The sequence below is a fragment of the Streptomyces sp. NBC_01454 genome, assembly GCF_036227565.1.
Classification (GTDB): Bacteria; Actinomycetota; Actinomycetes; order Streptomycetales; family Streptomycetaceae; genus Streptomyces.
Window position 1 is genome coordinate 6,210,457 of sequence record NZ_CP109460.1, and the last position, 16,198, is coordinate 6,226,654.

Sequence of the window (16,198 nt, forward strand, 5' to 3'; positions counted from 1 at the left end):
CCCGGCTCGCACCGGGAGCGCCCCGCCGACCGCTCTGTGGAGGTCCCCCGCTGTGGCTGCCGCGTCCAAGGCCCCGTTCACCCATCTGCACGTCCATACCCAGTACTCCCTGCTGGACGGAGCGGCGCGGCTGTCGGACATGTTCAAGGCGGCCAACGAGATGGGCATGACGCACATCGCGATGTCCGACCACGGCAATCTGCACGGCGCCTACGACTTCTTCCACTCCGCGCAGAAGGCCGGCGTGACGCCGATCATCGGCATCGAGGCGTATGTCGCCCCCGAGTCGCGGCGCAACAAGCGCAAGATCCAGTGGGGCCAGCCGCACCAGAAGCGCGATGACGTCTCCGGCTCCGGTGGTTACACCCACAAGACCATCTGGGCGGCGAACAAGACCGGTCTGCACAATCTGTTCCGGCTCTCCTCGGACGCCTATGCCGAGGGCTGGCTGACGAAGTGGCCGCGGATGGACAAGGAGACCATCTCCCAGTGGTCCGAGGGCCTGATCGCCTCGACCGGCTGCCCCTCCGGTGAGCTGCAGACCCGGCTGCGCCTGGGCCAGTACGACGAGGCGCGCAAGGCCGCGGGCGAGTATCAGGACATCTTCGGCAAGGACCGGTATTTCCTGGAGCTGATGGACCACGGCATCGAGATCGAGCGCCGGGTCCGCGACGACCTGCTGAAGATCGGCAAGGAGCTCGGCATCCCGCCGCTGGTCACCAACGACTCGCACTACACCTATGCGCACGAGTCCGCCGCGCACGACGCGCTGCTGTGCATCCAGACCGGCAAGAACCTCTCCGACCCGGACCGCTTCCGCTTCGACGGCACCGGCTACTACCTCAAGTCCACGGAGGAGATGTACGCCATCGACTCCTCGGACGCCTGGCAGGAGGGCTGCGCCAACACCCGCCTGGTCGCCGACCAGATCGACCCCGCCGGGATGTTCGAAAAGCGTGACCTGATGCCGAAGTTCGACATCCCGGAGGGCTTCACCGAGGTCACCTGGTTCCAGGAGGAGGTCCGGGCCGGCATGCAGCGCCGCTACCCGGGCGGGGTCCCCGAGGACCGGCAGAAGCAGGCCGAGTACGAGATGGACATCATTATCCAGATGGGGTTCCCGGGCTACTTCCTCGTCGTTGCCGACTTCATCATGTGGGCCAAGAACAACGGCATCGCGGTGGGCCCCGGCCGTGGCTCCGCGGCCGGCTCGATCGTGGCGTACGCGATGGGCATCACCGACCTCGACCCGATCACGCACGGACTGATCTTCGAGCGGTTCCTCAACCCCGAGCGCGTCTCCATGCCCGATGTCGACATCGACTTCGACGAGCGCAGGCGCGTCGAAGTCATCCGGTACGTCACGGAGAAGTACGGCGCCGACAAGGTGGCCATGATCGGCACCTACGGCAAGATCAAGGCCAAGAACGCCATCAAGGACTCCGCGCGCGTCCTGGGCTACCCCTACGCGATGGGCGACCGCCTCACCAAGGCCATGCCCGCCGACGTCCTCGGCAAGGGCATCGACCTCAGCGGCATCACCGACCCCAAGCACCCGCGCTACAGCGAGGCGGGCGAGATCCGGGGGATGTACGAGAGCGAACCGGACGTCAAGAAGGTCATCGACACCGCCAAGGGCGTCGAGGGCCTGGTCCGTCAGATGGGTGTGCACGCGGCCGGCGTGATCATGTCCAGCGAGCCCATCGTCGACCACGCACCGGTCTGGGTGCGGCACACCGACAACGTCACCATCACGCAGTGGGACTACCCGCAGTGCGAGTCGCTCGGCCTGCTGAAGATGGACTTCCTGGGCCTGCGCAACCTCACCATCATGGACGACGCCGTCAAGATGGTGAAGAAGAACAAGGGCGTCGACCTGGAGATGCTCTCGGTCCCGCTGGACGACCCCAAGACCTACGAGATGCTCTGCCGCGGTGACACCCTCGGCGTCTTCCAGTTCGACGGCGGCCCGATGCGCTCGCTGCTGCGGCTGATGAAGCCCGACAACTTCGAGGACATTTCCGCCGTCTCGGCGCTGTACCGCCCCGGCCCGATGGGCATGGACTCGCACACCAACTACGCGCTGCGCAAGAACGGCCTCCAGGAGATCACCCCGATCCACCCGGAGCTGGAGGAGCCGCTCAAGGAGGTCCTCGGCCTCACCCACGGCCTGATCGTCTATCAGGAGCAGGTGCAGAAGGCCGCCCAGATCATCGCCGGGTACTCCCTCGGCGAGGCCGACATCCTCCGCCGCGTCATGGGCAAGAAGAAGCCCGAGGAACTGGCGAAGAACTTCGTGCTCTTCCAGGAGGGCGCGAAGAAGAAGGGCTTCTCCGACCAGGCCATCCAGGCACTGTGGGACGTCCTGGTCCCGTTCGCCGGCTACGCCTTCAACAAGGCGCACTCCTCCGCGTACGGCCTGGTCACCTACTGGACCGCCTATCTCAAGGCCAACTACCCGGCCGAGTACATGTCCGCGCTGCTGACCTCCGTGCGCGACGACAAGGACAAGTCGGCGGTCTACCTCAACGAGTGCCGGCGGATGGGCATCAAGGTGCTGCCGCCGAACGTCAACGAGTCGGAGGCGAACTTCGCCGCCCAGGGTGACGACGTGATCCTCTTCGGCCTCACCGCGGTCCGCAACGTCGGCCAGAACGTCGTCGACTCGATCATTCGCTGCCGCAAGGCCAAGGGGAAGTACTCCTCCTTCCCCGACTACCTCGACAAGGTCGACGCGGTCGTCTGCAACAAGCGCACCACCGAGTCCCTGATCAAGGCCGGCGCCTTCGACGAGATGGGGCACACCCGCAAGGGTCTGACGGCGCACTACGAGCCGATGATCGACAACGTCGTCCAGGTCAAGCGCAAGGAAGCCGAGGGGCAGTTCGACCTCTTCGGCGGCATGGGCGACGACAGCGCCGAGGAGGGCCCCGGCTTCGGCCTGGACATCGAGTTCTCGGACGTCGAATGGGAGAAGACCTACCTCCTCGCCCAGGAACGCGAGATGCTCGGTCTCTACGTCTCCGACCACCCGCTCTTCGGCCTGGAACACGTACTGTCCGACAAGGCGGACGCCGCCATCTCCCAGCTGACCGGCGGCGACTACTCCGACGGCTCGATCGTCACCATCGGCGGCATCATCTCCGGCCTGCAGCGCAAGATGACCAAGCAGGGCAACGCCTGGGCGATCGCCACCGTCGAGGATCTGGCCGGCTCCATCGACTGCATGTTCTTCCCGGCCACCTACCAGCTGGTGTCGACCCAACTCGTCGAGGACACCGTGGTCTTCGTCAAGGGCCGGCTCGACAAGCGGGAGGACATCCCGCGGCTGGTCGCCATGGAGATGATGGTCCCCGACCTCTCCGAGGCCGGCACCAACGCCCCCGTGACGATCACCATTCCGACGGTCAAGGTCACCCCGCCGATGGTCGAGAAGCTCGGCGAGGTGCTCAGCAGCCACCGCGGCTCCACCGAGGTGCGGATCAAGCTGCTGGGGGCGCGCAAGACGACGCTGCTCCGGCTGGACCGGCACCGTGTCACGCCCGACCCCTCGCTGTTCGGCGATCTGAAGGTGCTGCTCGGCCCGTCCTGCCTGGCGGGCTGACCGCCGCCGGGCGGCGACCTACTGCCCGAGGGGCGCGCCCGTTGCGGGCGCGCCCCTCAACTCCCGTGCGGTGGATGTCAGTTGTGACCGAAGCGCCGCTGGTGCTTACGCGCAACATCTGCCGGGCTGCCCTGGGCCTGGGAGCGTGCCTGGGACTGTGCCTCCAGGCTCGAGCGCTGGGCTTCCTGCTGGCCGCGCTCGGCCGAGGATGCGGTCTTCTGCTGCCGGCTGCGGTCCTGCTTCTTGTCCTTGGCCATGATCTTGCCTCCTGGGGGGGAATCCGGGATCTGGGCCGGAACCAGACTTACACGCCGGACAGACGCCTGCATTTCGGGCAATTACCGTGCGTAAAACGGCCGATCACACGCTGTACTCGAGATCCCCGCCGAATCCGCCACGCCGATGATCGAGTTCGGGCTGATAACGCCCGTACGGTCGGGCAGACTCGAAGGAAAGCCGAAGAAAACTCGTGCCATGGGCCGAGCCGGGGGGCGACCGGACTTTCAGCACCTCAGGAAGAGGGTGGAACGTGGATCGCTGCGTCGTCCTGGTGGACGCCGGGTATTTGCTCGGTGCCGCCGCGAGTCTGCTCGCCGGAGAGCCCGCCCGGTCCCGGATCACCGTTGACCACGCTGCGCTCATCCAGGGCCTGCGCCAGCGCGCCGAGGCGGACACCGAACGCCCGCTGCTGCGGATCTACTGGTTCGACGGCGCCCCCGACCGCGTCCCGCAGCCCGAGCACCGCCGACTGCGGGTGATGCCCCGGGTCACCGTCCGGCTGGGCGCCCTGACCCGCAGTGACGGCCGCTGGGCGCAGAAGGGCGTGGACGCCGCCATGCACGCCGAGCTGACCGAACTCGCCCGTAACCGCGCCTGCTCCGACATCGTGCTGGTCACCGGCGACGGCGATCTGCTGCCCGGGCTGATGTCGGCGAAGGAGCACGGCGTCGCCGTCCATCTGTGGGCCGTCCAGGCCGCGGACGGCGACTACAACCAGTCCGAGGACCTGGTCGCCGAGGCCGATGAGCGGCGGGTGCTGGACCGCACCTGGATCACCCGCGCGGTGCGCGCCAAGGAACTCGGCGGCCCCTGCGCCCCGCCGCCCGTGCCGCGCCCGGAGATCGCCGCGATCCTCTCCGCCCCGCTGCCCGAGTCCGCGGCCGCGGCGGCCGCCGCGGCGGGCGCGGAAGCCGCCGAGCACACCCATGAGCACAACGGCGCCAACGGGATCGTCCGCCCGCCGGCCGGCAGCGAGCGGGCCGCGGCCGCCGGCGGCGAGCCCGGCGCCGGTTCCAAGGTCGTGCCCACCCCCAAGGACCTGGCCGGGCTCGGCCGGGCGCACGCCGCGGGCCAGGGTCCCGCCGGCCCGGGCGCCGCCCCGCCCGGTGCCGCGGCCGGCGCCACCCTGCGCTGGTCGTCCGACAAGGGCTGGGTCGAGCGCGGCGGCCCGGTCGGCGAACCGGAGGCGACCGCGGGCCTGCCCACCCTCGCCCAGCTGACCAGCGCCGAGCAGCGCTGGGCCGACCGCGAGGAGGACATCACCGCCGTCAGCGGCGATCCCTTCGAGGTGGGCCAGGTCTTCGCCCGCCGCTGGACCGACCGGCTCTCCGACACCGCACATCTGGCCCAGCTGTCGACGGAGTACCCGCGCATCCCGCACCGCATCGACGGCGAACTGCTGCGCTACGCCGCCCGTTTCGGGCTGCTCGCGCACAAGGACGACCAGATCGACGAGCACGACCGCTATGCCATCCGGGCCGGATTCTGGCGTGAGGTCGATCTGCGCACGGCCGCCGGGCACGCCCCGGCCGCCGACTGACGCCCCGGCCCGGCTCGCCGCCGGTGCCCCGCGGGCCGGGGACGCTCGGGGGACGCGTACCCTCATAGCTCGTGAGGACGGGCGCAAAACAGGTGGAGCGCGGAGTGCCGGTGTGCGCCGTGCGGGACCTGGTCAAGACGTATCCCGCGACGCGCGGACGCCGCGGGGGGCCACAGGCGCCCGCCGTACGCGCCAACGACGGCATCACCCTCGAGGTGCGCCGCGGCGAGATCTTCGGGCTGCTCGGCCCCAACGGCGCCGGCAAGTCCACCCTGGTACGCCAGCTGACCGGCCTGCTGAGCCCGGACTCCGGCGGCATCGCCGTCCTGGGCCACGACCTGGTGCGCCACCCGGACCGGGCCGCCCGGCTGCTGGGCTACCTGGGTCAGGAGTCCACGGCGCTGGACGAGATGACGGTCGCGCTGGCGGTGGAGACCACCGGCCGGCTGCGCGGTCTCGGTGCCCGCGAGGCGCGCGCCGAGCGGGACGCGGTGATCGCCGAGCTGGGCCTCGTGGACCTCGCGGGGCGGGCCCTCAAGCAGCTGTCCGGCGGGCAGCGGCGGCTGGCCTGCTTCGCCACCGCGCTGATCGGCGAGCGGCCGCTGCTGGTGCTGGACGAGCCGACCACCGGGATGGACCCGGTCGCCCGGCGTGCCGTGTGGGCCGCGGTCGACCGGAGGCGGGCCGAGCGCGGGGTCACGGTGGTGCTGGTGACCCATAACGTCCTGGAGGCCGAGAGCGTCCTCGACCGGGTCGCGGTGATCGACCGGGGCCGGGTGATCGCCTGCGACACGCCCGGGGGGCTGAGGGAGATGGTGAGCGAGGAGGTCCGGCTGGAGCTGGTGTGGCGCGAGGGGCCGCCGCTGGACGTGCCCGAGGTCGCCGCCCTCGCCGCCGCCGCGCACGCCTCCGGCCGCCGCTGGACCCTGCGGCTGCCCGCCGACCGGGCCCGCGCCGCCGTCGCCGCCGTCACCTCGGGGCCCGCCTTCGCCGCCCTCGACGACTTCACCCTCGCCACGCCGAGCCTGGAGGATGTGTACCTGGCCCTCGGCGGCCGCGGGGAGGGTCTGGTCAAGGCATGAACGGCGCGGGGCGCGGCGCACGTACCGATGACTGCGGACGGCGCGCGGACGGGACAGGCGGCGCGCGGACAGAACAGACGGAACGAAAGGCTCGGTGACGGTGTGAGTGTGGTTCCCGCGCAGGCGGTGGCCGGTGTGGCTGCCGGCGCCGGGGTGTGGACCGGGGACGGTGCCGCCCCGCTGGCGCCCCGCACCCGCTTCGGGCCCGCGCTCGGCGCCGTCTACCGCGCCCAGCTCTCCCGGGCCCGGGTGGCACGGATCCCGCTGCTGTTCGTCGCCACCTTCCAGTCCGTCGGGATCATGATCCTGCTGCGCGGCGTGGTCGACAGCGGTGACCCGGCGCGCTCGGTGGTGGCCGGGTCCAGCGTGCTGGTCGTCGCCTTCGTCGCGCTCAACCTCCTCGCCCAGTACTTCGGCCAGCTGCGGGCCGGCGGCGGGCTCGACCACTATGCGACGCTCCCGGTGCCGCCGGCCGCCGTGGTGCTCGGTGCCGCCGGCGCCTACGCCTCCTTCACCGTGCCGGGGACGGTCGTCACCGCGGTCACCGGCTGTGTGCTCTTCCAGCTGCCGATGGCCCATCTGTGGGTGCTGGCGGCGGTGATCCCGCTCGCCGGGGCGGCCCTGGCCGGCCTCGGCGCGGCCCTCGGCCTGCTCGCCCCGCGCCCCGAACTCGCCACGCTCTGCGGTCAGTTGGGGATGTCGGCGGCGCTGCTGCTGGGGGTGCTGCCGGCCGCGCGGATGCCCGAGGTGATCGGCTGGGCCCGCGATCTGCTGCCGTCGACCTACGGGGTGGAGGCGCTGTCCCGCAGCTTCGACCCGCATCCCGACTGGTTCGTGGTCGGCGCCGACCTGGGCGTCTGCGCGGCCGTCGGGGTGCTCTCGCTGGCCGTCGCCACCTGGGCCTACCGGCGGGCGGCCACCCGATGACCGCCTCCGGCCCCTCGAACGGGCGTCCTGCCGCCGGTCCCACGGGCCCCACCTGGCACGATGACGGGGTGACCGCACCGCTGACGCCCCGCGACAACCAACCGCCCGACGAGCCGCAGCATCCCCGGGCCGCGCCCGCCGAAGGCCACGGGTCCACCGCCGAGCCGCATGACCACAGCGGCCTCGGCGGCCCCGAGCTGGCGCGTGAGCTGCGCGAGGGCGCGCTGATCGCGCTCCTGGTCGCGGTGAGCGGGGTGCTGCTCGGGCTGCTGTGGAACTGGCTCGCCCCGCACATCCCGCTGATCGCGGACACCCGCAACGTCTACCTCAAGAACACCGAGGGCGAGGAGGCGATCGGCGCGGACGGCACCTTCGTCCTGCTGTCCCTCGGCTTCGGCGTGCTCAGCGCCGCCGTGGTCTTCCTGGTGCGCCGGCGCGGCGGGATCCCGCTGGTCGTGGCGCTGGTCGTGGGCGGGCTGCTGGGTGCGGTGCTGGGCTGGGTGACGGGGATGTGGCTGGGCCCCACCCCGGACGTGGCCGCGCACGCCAAGCAGGTCGGCCCCGGGGTGACCTTCTCCGGGCCGCTGCGGCTGCAGGCCAAGGGCGCGCTGCTGGCCTGGCCGATCGCCTCGATGCTCACCCAGCTGGCGCTGACCGGACTGTTCGGCCCGCGGGACCCGGAGCCCGAGCCGGACTGGAGCGGCCACCACGACCACCGGGAAGAGCCGCCCGCGCCGGAACCGCCCGCCGCCCCCTGAGGGCGGCCGGCCCCGGCCGCACCGCCGGGCCGGCCGTCACCACGGCCGGCCCCCCCCAGGCCCCGTAGGCCCCCTAGGCCCGCGCGATCGGCGCGACCCGCGCGCCCGTGAGCGCCACCAGGTCCTCCGGCGCCAGCTCGACCTCCAGGCCGCGCCGTCCCGCCGAGACACACACCGTCGGCCGGCCCTGGGCGGAGGCGTCCACGACCGTGGGCAGCCGCTTGCGCTGACCCAGCGGGGAGATCCCGCCCAGGACGTACCCCGTGGTGCGCTCGGCCGCCGCCGGATCGGCCATCGCGGCCCGCTTGCCGCCCACCGCGGCCGCCAGTGCTTTGAGATCCAGCGATCCCGACACCGGCACCACGGCGACCGTCAGCGCGCCGTCGACCTCCGCGAGCAGCGTCTTGAAGACCTGCTCGGGCGCGACCCCGAGGGCCTCGGCGGCCTCCTCGCCGTACGAGGCGGCGGCCGGGTCGTGCGCGTAGGCATGCACCGTGAAGGGGACGCCGGACGCGGTGAGCGCCACCGTCGCGGGCGTACCGCCCCCGGACTGTCCGTCCTTCTTCTGCTTCGTCTTCTTCGGCACCGCGCATACGCCTCACTCGCCCGGGCCCGGAGACCCGCGCGGGCACCGGGCCGCGGAACGTCAGTTGGGGTGGGTCGGCTGCCTGGTCAGATCCACGGCCGGCAGCGACGGGAGCTTACCGAGCAGCGCCGATTCCTGGCGCAGCAGCGTCAGCTCCTGCGTCAGCCGGGCCGCCGCGTCGGGCGCCTCCAGCAGCTGCTGCTTGGCGGGGACGTCCAGTACGGCCGCCGCGGCCACCAGGTACGACAGCACGGACGGATCGGCCGGCAGGTCCTGCCCGCTCGACAGGGTCCGCTCGTTCGCCCAGGCCAGCCGCTTCTGGTAGGTGCGAAAGGCCCGGACGACGCCGGAGGCCAGCGCGCCCGCGCTCTCCCCCTCGTCGTCCGCCAGCTCCTCCAGCTCGGCGGTCAGATACGGCCCCGAGGCGTCCACCGACAGCAGCCGGAAGCGGGTGGTGCCCGTGGCGAGCACCTCGTAGGCGGTGTCGTCGGCGGACGACTTCTCCCGGATGGTGGCCGCGTCCGCGACACAGCCCACGGTGTGGAACGCCTGCATCGGGTCGTCACCGAAGCCCGCCGCGGGTCCGTCCGCGGCCGGCAGGGTGGCGTCCGGCATGCCCTGCGCGGTGGGGGCGACCTCCCGGCCGTCCCGGATCGTGATCACCGCGAACCGGCGGTCGTCCTCGGGCATCGCGCTCAGATCGCGCATCATCGCCCGGTAGCGCGCCTCGAAGACGTTCAGCGGGAGCACGAGTCCCGGGAACAGCACCGAGTTCAGCGGGAAGAGGGGGAGGCGCACGGAGGTCACAGCCCGTAAGCCTAGAGCCTGTAGCGGTCAGGGCCACCACCCGTACCCCCGCTATTGCCGCCGCAGCAGCCGTGAGGCGCCCGCCGCGACCGTTGTGGCCAGCACCCAGCCCGCCAGGATCAGCACCGCGGCCACCCACTGCGCCCCGCCGTCCGGCTTCCAGGCGGCCCCCTGATTGAGGTCGATCACCGGGAGCAGCAGGTCGAGGGAGTAGAGGTAGGGGTTCCAGGGCGGTGCCTCGCCCGCCTTGAGGGGCGGCGGCGGGGACGTCGAGAAGTAGAGGGTGCCGATCGCCCACAGCACGGCCATCCACACCGCGGCCCGTCCCGGCCGGTAGCCGTAGGCCACCGTCCAGTCCTGCAGGAACCCCCAGGCCTTCGCCGCCAGCGGCAGCGTCTCGCGGCGGCGGCGCTGCTTGGCCAGCAGCACCTCCCGGGCGTCGGCGTCCTCACCGGTGCTGCGCAGTGAGGCGGCCAGCATCTCGTACGGCTCGGGCGCGTACTCCGGGGTCGCCGCGGCCACCCACTGCAGCCGCAGCGCCAGCGGGAAGTGGCCGCGCGGGATCAGCGTCTCGTAGGCGAAGCCGGCCATCCACAGCCCGCCCAGCCCCGGCCAGCTCGCCGATTTGTCGATGAGATTGACCACCCGGGCGCCGGAGAGGATCACCCGGCCGCGCTGCGGGCGCTCACCGAGGAACCGCAGCTCGGGCGTCTGGATCCGGCGCAGGGACAGCTCCTGGTCGGCCTCCATGACGAACCGGGCGTTCTCGAAGTCGACCGCGTCGCCGAAGCGCCCGTCGTCCAGCCGCATCCCGCCCTCGCACTCGAAGCGCTGCACGCGGGTGCCGCGCGAGGGGGTCTGGCCGATGCCGTACGGGGGAGTGGCGCCGCTGGAGAACGGGGAGTTCGCCAGGCCCGCCGCGGTCAGATAGAGGGTGCGCTCGACGGTCAGCTGCGGGGCGTTCAGCGCCCGGCGGCCGAACGGGTTGCACAGCCGGCTGCCGCGCAGGCTCAGCGAGACGCCGATGGTGGCGCCGCGCAGCGACAGCTCGCCGTAGGACTCCATCATCTCGGCCTGCAGGTCCTGTGCGACGGTCAGCCCGTCCGCCATGACCGAGCGGCCCTGGCGGTCCTTGTGCACGATGGTCTGATTGAGCATCAGGTCCGTGCCGATCTGCGCGTCCGTGAGCCGGATGCCGGAGTGCACCACGCAGCGCGGCAGATGGAGATCGCCCTCGGTGTGCAGCCGGGCCGCCTCCAGCCGGGGTATCGCGCAGTTCACCATCCGCAGCGTGGTGAAGTGGCTCTCCGGCAGCACCACCTCGGCCTCGAAGCGGCAGTCCCGCAGCTCCACGAATGGCTTGATCGTGCCGCCCGCAACGTCGAGCGTGTCCGTGATGTACGCGCCGGTGAGCTGCAGTGCGGCCACCCGTCCCGGTTGCGGGAGCGGGCCGTCGAGCAGCAGCAGCGCCACGACCCGGGCGCGCACCCGGCGCTCGGGGCCCCACAGATGCTGTCCGTGCGGGTCGTCGCGGGCCGGGTCGCCGATGTGCAGATCGCAGGTGCTGCCGTTGCGGAAGGCCTGCCACATGCTCCATTCCGCGGATGTCAGTTGCAGGTCGGCGGGCGCGTCGCCGTCCCCGGGCTCGGTCACTGTGGATCCCCCTTTCGGTCCCGTGGTGTGTCGCAACCTGTTCGGACGCACTTCGTGCACCGGTCGTATGGCGTCCCACAGGCGTCCCCGTACGCCGTCAGCTGGCCCTTGCCCGCCCCGTGTCTGCTTGAACACGCGTGGTCAGGGCCAACTCCGGTCAACTTCGAACGGCCGCGTCACGGTGCGTCCGCGGCGCGCGCCGCTGTGTATCACTGAGTGATACGGCCGGTCGGCCCCGGGAGCGGGTCTGAGACACTGGGAGGGTGATCTCCCGAATCGACCTGCGCGGTGACGCCCTCCCCGAGGGCGGCGCCCTGCGCGATCTGCTGCCCCGTGCCGAGTTCGACGTGGAAGCCGCCCTGGAGAAGGTGCGGCCCCTCTGCGAGGACGTACGCCATCGCGGCACCGCGGCGCTGATCGACTGTGCGCGGCGGTTCGACGGCGTCGAGATCACGCGCGTACGGGTGCCCGCCGAGGCCCTGCGCGAGGCCCTCGACGGGCTGGACCCGGCCGTGCGGGCCGCGCTGGAGGAGTCCATCCGGCGCGCCCGGATCGTCCACCGCGCACAGCGCCGCACCGACGTCACCACCAAGGTCGTCCCCGGCGGCACGGTCACCGAACGCTGGGTGCCCGTCGAGCGGGTGGGCCTCTACGTCCCCGGCGGCCTCGCGGTCTACCCGTCGTCCGTCGTCATGAACGTCGTCCCGGCCCAGGAGGCCGGCGTCACCGGCATCGCCGTCACCTCCCCGCCGCAGAAGGAGTTCGGCGGCCTGCCGCACCCGACCATCCTCGCCGCCTGCGCCCTGCTCGGCGTCGACGAGGTCTATGCGGCCGGCGGCGCCCAGGCCATCGCGATGTTCGCCTACGGCACCGAGGAGTGCCGGCCGGTCAACCTCGTCACGGGCCCCGGCAACATCTACGTCGCCTCCGCCAAGCGCCTGCTCAAGGGCCGCGTCGGCATCGACGCCGAGGCCGGCCCCACCGAGATCGCGGTCCTCGCGGACTCGACCGCCGACCCCGAGCACGTCGCCGCCGACCTGATCAGCCAGGCCGAGCACGACACCCTGGCCGCGGCCGTGCTGGTCACCGACTCCACCGAGCTCGCCGACGCCGTCGACGCGGCCCTCAAGCGACAGGTCGGCGCCACCAAGCACATCGAGCGGATCACCGAGGCGCTGGGCGGCCGGCAGTCCGCGACCGTCCTGGTCGACGGCATCGACGAGGGCCTCACGGTCGTGGACGCCTACGGCGCCGAGCACCTGGAGATCCAGACCGCTGACGCCTCCGCCGTCGCCGCCCGGGTCCGCAACGCCGGCGCGGTCTTCGTCGGCCCCTGGGCCCCGGTCTCGCTCGGCGACTACTGCGCCGGGTCCAACCACGTCCTGCCCACCGGCGGCTGCGCCTGCCACTCCTCCGGTCTGTCCGTGCAGTCCTTCCTGCGCGGCATCCATGTCGTGGACTACTCCCGCGACGCGCTGGCCGAGGTCGCCCACCACGTGGTGACCCTCGCCGAGGCCGAGGACCTCCCGGCGCATGGCGCCGCGCTGAAGGCCAGGTTCGAATGGAAGGTCCCGCAGAGCAAGTGAGCACGCACGTGACCCGTCACCCCGCCGTGTCCCGGATGGACGAACTCCCCATCCGGGACGAGCTGCGCGGCAAGTCCCCCTACGGCGCGCCGCAGCTGGACGTCCCGGTGCGGCTGAACACCAACGAGAACCCCTACCCGCTGCCCGAACCGCTGGTCCGGCGGATCGCCGAGCGGGTGACCGAGGCCGCCCGGCAGCTCAACCGCTACCCCGACCGGGACGCGATCGAGCTGCGCACCGAGCTGGCCCGCTACCTCACCCGCACCGCCGGCCACGCGGTCACCATGGACCAGGTCTGGGCCGCCAACGGCTCCAACGAGGTCATCCAGCAGCTGCTGCAGACCTTCGGCGGTCCCGGCCGCACGGCCCTCGGCTTCGAGCCGTCGTACTCCATGCACGGGCTGATCTCCCGCGGCACGGGCACCGCCTGGATCTCCGGCCCGCGCCACGACGACTTCACCATCGACCTCGAGGCGGCACGGGCGGCCATCGCCGCGCAGCGGCCCGACGTGGTCTTCATCTGCTCGCCGAACAACCCCACCGGCACCGCCGTCGAGGCCGACACGGTGCTCGCGCTCTACGACGCCGCGCAGGCGGCGCGGGCCGACGGCGCCGGGGCCCTGGTGGTGGTCGACGAGGCCTACGGCGAGTTCAGCCACCGCCCCTCGCTGCTGCCGCTGATCGAGGGCCGGCCCAATCTGGTGGTCTCGCGGACCATGTCCAAGGCCTTCGGCGCCGCCGGACTGCGGCTGGGTTATCTGGCCGCCGACCCCGCCGTGGTCGACGCCGTCCAGCTGGTCCGGCTCCCGTACCACCTCTCGTCCGTCACCCAGGCCACCGCGCTCGCGGCGCTGGAGCACACCGACACCCTGCTGAAGTACGTCGAGCAGCTCAAGGCCGAGCGCGACCGCCTGGTCACCGAGCTGCGGGCGGCCGGCTGCCAGGTCGTCGACTCCGACGCCAACTTCGTGCAGTTCGGTCTCTTCGACGACGCCCACGCCACCTGGCAGGCGATCCTCGACCACGGCGTGCTGGTCCGTGACAACGGCGTACCGGGCTGGCTGCGGGTCACCGCGGGCACCCCGGCCGAGAACGACGCGTTCCTCGACGCGGTTCGTGCAGTACTGAAGGAGAGCAAGCGATGACCCGCGTAGGGCGCGTGGAGCGCACCACGAAGGAAACGTCCGTGCTCGTCGAGATCGATCTCGACGGCCGGGGCGACGTGGAGGTGTCGACCGGGGTCGGCTTCTACGACCACATGCTCGACCAGCTCGGCCGGCACGGTCTGTTCGACCTGAAGGTCAAGACCGACGGCGATCTGCACATCGACACCCACCACACCATCGAGGACACCGCCCTCGCGCTGGGTGCCGCCTTCAAGCAGGCCCTCGGCGACAAGTCCGGCATCTACCGCTTCGGCAACTGCACCGTCCCGCTGGACGAGTCGCTGGCCCAGGTGACCGTCGACCTCTCCGGCCGGCCGTATCTGGTGCACACCGAGCCGGAGAACATGGCGCCGATGATCGGCAGCTATGACACGACCATGACCCGGCACATCTTCGAGTCGTTCGTCGCCCAGGCCCAGATAGCGCTGCACATCCACGTCCCGTACGGCCGCAACGCCCACCACATTGTGGAGTGCCAGTTCAAGGCCCTGGCCCGGGCGCTGCGCTACGCCAGCGAGCGGGACCCGCGGGCGGCAGGCATCATTCCGTCCACCAAGGGAGCCCTGTAGATCGTGAGCGACGCACGCGCGGCCGCCGGGCCGCACCCGACCACGATGCCCGCACCTCTGCGCCGCGCGGGCGGAGAAGCGAACAGGATGATGCCGTGAGTGGTCTGTCCACCGTCTTCATCCTGCTCGGGCTGTTCCTCCTCGGCGGCGTCTACTCCTTCTGGAAGCAGCAGCTGCCCAAGAGCCTGATCGTGCTGCTGTCCATCGGCTCGGCGCTGTGCCTGGCCGCCGGTGTGCTCCGGCTGGAGGTGTGGAATTGACCGCCTCCGCACCCCGTAAGAAGGTCGTCGTCCTCGACTACGGCTTCGGCAACATCCGCTCCGCCGAGCGCGCTCTGGCACACGTCGGCGCCGACGTGGAGATCACCCGGGACTTCGACCGGGCGCTGAACGCCGAGGGGCTGCTGGTCCCCGGCGTCGGCGCGTTCGCCGCCTGCATGGCCGGGCTGAAGGAGGTCCGCGGCGACTGGCTGGTGGGCCGCCGGCTGTCCGGCGGGCGCCCCGTGATGGGCATCTGCGTCGGTATGCAGATCCTCTTCGGCCGCGGCATCGAGCACGGTGTCGAGACCGAGGGCCTGGACGAGTGGCCCGGCACGGTCGGCCCGCTCAAGGCCGAGGTCGTCCCGCACATGGGCTGGAACACCGTCGAGGCCGCCGGGGACTCGCAGCTCTTCGCCGGGCTGCCGGCCGACGCCCGCTACTACTTCGTGCACTCCTACGCGGTGCACGACTGGGAGCTGGAGGTCGGCAACCCCCACCTCGCCGCGCCGAAGGTCACCTGGGCCACCCACGGTGAGCGGTTCGTGGCCGCCGTCGAGAACGGCCCGCTGTGGGCCACCCAGTTCCACCCCGAGAAGTCCGGCGACGCCGGCGCCCAGCTCCTGACCAACTGGATCAACACCCTGTGAGTCCCCTGATGCCGAAGCTCGAACTCCTCCCCGCCGTCGACGTCCGCGACGGCCAGGCCGTCCGCCTCGTCCACGGCGAGTCCGGCTCCGAGACCTCCTACGGCGACCCGCTGGAGGCGGCCCTGGCCTGGCAGCGGGCCGGCGCCGAATGGCTGCACCTCGTCGACCTCGACGCGGCCTTCGGCACCGGCGACAACCGCGCGCAGATCGCCGAGGTCGCCCGGTCCATGGACATCAAGGTGGAGCTGTCCGGCGGTATCCGCGACGACGACACGCTCGCCGCCGCCCTCGCCACCGGCTGCCGCCGGGTCAACCTCGGCACCGCCGCGCTGGAGACCCCCGAGTGGGTCGCCAAGGTCATCGCCGAGCACGGTGACCAGATCGCGGTCGGCCTGGACGTGCGCGGCACGACGCTGCGCGGCCGCGGCTGGACCCGCGACGGCGGCGACCTCTACGAGACGCTGGCCCGCCTCGACGCCGAGGGCTGCGCCCGCTACGTCGTCACCGACATCCAGAAGGACGGCACCCTCCAGGGCCCCAACCTGGAGTTGCTGCGCAACGTCTGCGCCGCCACCGACCGCCCCGTCGTCGCCTCCGGCGGCGTCTCCTCCCTCGACGACCTGCGGGCCCTGGCCACGCTGGTGTCCGAAGGTGTGGAGGGCGCGATCGTCGGCAAGGCGCTCTATGCGAAGGCATTCACCCTCGAAGAGGCGCTGGCAGCAGTGTCGTAACGG

General features: G+C 71.8%; 15 protein-coding genes. 11 read left to right on the forward strand and 4 right to left on the reverse strand.

Going from position 1 to position 16,198, the window contains the following annotated elements:
- Nucleotides 1–52: 52 nt before the first annotated feature.
- Nucleotides 53–3,604, forward strand: coding sequence for a DNA polymerase III subunit alpha (gene dnaE / locus OIU81_RS27460; RefSeq protein WP_329151991.1), 3,552 nt, complete (start codon nt 53–55; stop codon nt 3,602–3,604).
- A gap of 77 nt (nt 3,605–3,681) precedes the next feature.
- Here the strand turns inward: dnaE and OIU81_RS27465 are convergent, their stop codons facing one another.
- The gene (locus OIU81_RS27465; protein ID WP_329151992.1) at nt 3,682–3,861 is read right to left on the reverse strand and encodes a hypothetical protein; all 180 of its coding nucleotides are present in this window, start codon (nt 3,859–3,861) and stop codon (nt 3,682–3,684) included.
- Between the two features lie 272 nt (nt 3,862–4,133).
- On the opposite strand from OIU81_RS27465, the gene OIU81_RS27470 reads away from it, so the two are divergent.
- The 4 genes from OIU81_RS27470 (at nt 4,134) to OIU81_RS27485 (ending at nt 8,190) form a co-directional block, all read left to right on the forward strand.
- Nucleotides 4,134–5,423, forward strand: coding sequence for an NYN domain-containing protein (locus tag OIU81_RS27470; RefSeq protein ID WP_329151994.1), 1,290 nt, complete (start codon nt 4,134–4,136; stop codon nt 5,421–5,423).
- A gap of 71 nt (nt 5,424–5,494) precedes the next feature.
- Entirely contained in the window at nt 5,495–6,505 is a 1,011-nt protein-coding gene (locus OIU81_RS27475; protein ID WP_443074055.1) for an ABC transporter ATP-binding protein, read from the forward strand.
- A gap of 102 nt (nt 6,506–6,607) precedes the next feature.
- Entirely contained in the window at nt 6,608–7,432 is an 825-nt protein-coding gene (locus OIU81_RS27480; protein ID WP_329151996.1) for an ABC transporter permease, read from the forward strand.
- A gap of 68 nt (nt 7,433–7,500) precedes the next feature.
- A complete protein-coding gene (locus OIU81_RS27485) occupies nt 7,501–8,190 on the forward strand; it encodes an ABC transporter permease (RefSeq protein WP_329151998.1) in 690 nt (229 codons plus the stop codon).
- A gap of 73 nt (nt 8,191–8,263) precedes the next feature.
- Here OIU81_RS27485 and ybaK read toward each other — a convergent pair whose 3' ends face one another.
- Genes ybaK through OIU81_RS27500 form a run of 3 tightly spaced genes read right to left on the reverse strand, consistent with a single transcriptional unit; the run spans nt 8,264 to nt 11,236 of the window.
- Nucleotides 8,264–8,776: a Cys-tRNA(Pro) deacylase gene (gene ybaK / locus OIU81_RS27490; protein ID WP_329152000.1), complete on the reverse strand. Its 513-nt coding sequence runs from the start codon at nt 8,774–8,776 to the stop codon at nt 8,264–8,266.
- Between the two features lie 60 nt (nt 8,777–8,836).
- Nucleotides 8,837–9,583, reverse strand: a complete 747-nt coding sequence (locus tag OIU81_RS27495; RefSeq protein ID WP_329152001.1) for an LON peptidase substrate-binding domain-containing protein — start codon at nt 9,581–9,583, stop codon at nt 8,837–8,839.
- A gap of 51 nt (nt 9,584–9,634) precedes the next feature.
- Nucleotides 9,635–11,236: an oxidoreductase gene (locus OIU81_RS27500; protein WP_329152002.1), complete on the reverse strand. Its 1,602-nt coding sequence runs from the start codon at nt 11,234–11,236 to the stop codon at nt 9,635–9,637.
- A 263-nt stretch (nt 11,237–11,499) separates the two neighbouring features.
- Here OIU81_RS27500 and hisD point away from each other — a divergent pair, with 263 nt between their 5' ends.
- The 6 genes from hisD to priA all read left to right on the forward strand — a co-directional run bounded on the left by hisD (nt 11,500) and on the right by priA (nt 16,195).
- Nucleotides 11,500–12,822: a histidinol dehydrogenase gene (hisD, locus tag OIU81_RS27505; RefSeq protein ID WP_329152004.1), complete on the forward strand. Its 1,323-nt coding sequence runs from the start codon at nt 11,500–11,502 to the stop codon at nt 12,820–12,822.
- Nucleotides 12,823–12,857: 35 nt separating this feature from the next.
- On the forward strand, nt 12,858–13,967 hold the full coding sequence (locus tag OIU81_RS27510; RefSeq protein WP_329155397.1) for a histidinol-phosphate transaminase: 1,110 nt from the start codon (nt 12,858–12,860) through the stop codon (nt 13,965–13,967).
- Nucleotides 13,964–14,557, forward strand: a complete 594-nt coding sequence (gene hisB, locus OIU81_RS27515) for an imidazoleglycerol-phosphate dehydratase HisB (RefSeq protein ID WP_093644834.1) — start codon at nt 13,964–13,966, stop codon at nt 14,555–14,557. Before OIU81_RS27510 ends, hisB begins: the two co-directional genes overlap by 4 nt.
- A gap of 95 nt (nt 14,558–14,652) precedes the next feature.
- Entirely contained in the window at nt 14,653–14,817 is a 165-nt protein-coding gene (locus OIU81_RS27520; RefSeq protein WP_329152006.1) for a hypothetical protein, read from the forward strand.
- Nucleotides 14,814–15,464 (forward strand): imidazole glycerol phosphate synthase subunit HisH, encoded by a 651-nt coding sequence (gene hisH / locus OIU81_RS27525; protein ID WP_329152008.1) that lies wholly within the window; start codon nt 14,814–14,816, stop codon nt 15,462–15,464. Before OIU81_RS27520 ends, hisH begins: the two co-directional genes overlap by 4 nt.
- Nucleotides 15,465–15,472: 8 nt before the next feature.
- Nucleotides 15,473–16,195, forward strand: coding sequence for a bifunctional 1-(5-phosphoribosyl)-5-((5-phosphoribosylamino)methylideneamino)imidazole-4-carboxamide isomerase/phosphoribosylanthranilate isomerase PriA (priA, locus tag OIU81_RS27530; RefSeq protein ID WP_329155399.1), 723 nt, complete (start codon nt 15,473–15,475; stop codon nt 16,193–16,195).
- Nucleotides 16,196–16,198: the final 3 nt, after the last annotated feature.

Excerpts from the sequence above, each read along its gene's own strand:
- hisB (WP_093644834.1), top strand. The coding sequence starts at position 13,964 with ATGACCCGCGTAGGGCGCGTGGAGCGCACCACGAAGGAAACGTCCGTG.
- OIU81_RS27465 (WP_329151992.1), bottom strand. The coding sequence starts at position 3,861 with ATGGCCAAGGACAAGAAGCAGGACCGCAGCCGGCAGCAGAAGACCGCA.
- priA (WP_329155399.1), top strand. The coding sequence starts at position 15,473 with ATGCCGAAGCTCGAACTCCTCCCCGCCGTCGACGTCCGCGACGGCCAG.
- OIU81_RS27510 (WP_329155397.1), top strand. The coding sequence starts at position 12,858 with ATGGACGAACTCCCCATCCGGGACGAGCTGCGCGGCAAGTCCCCCTAC.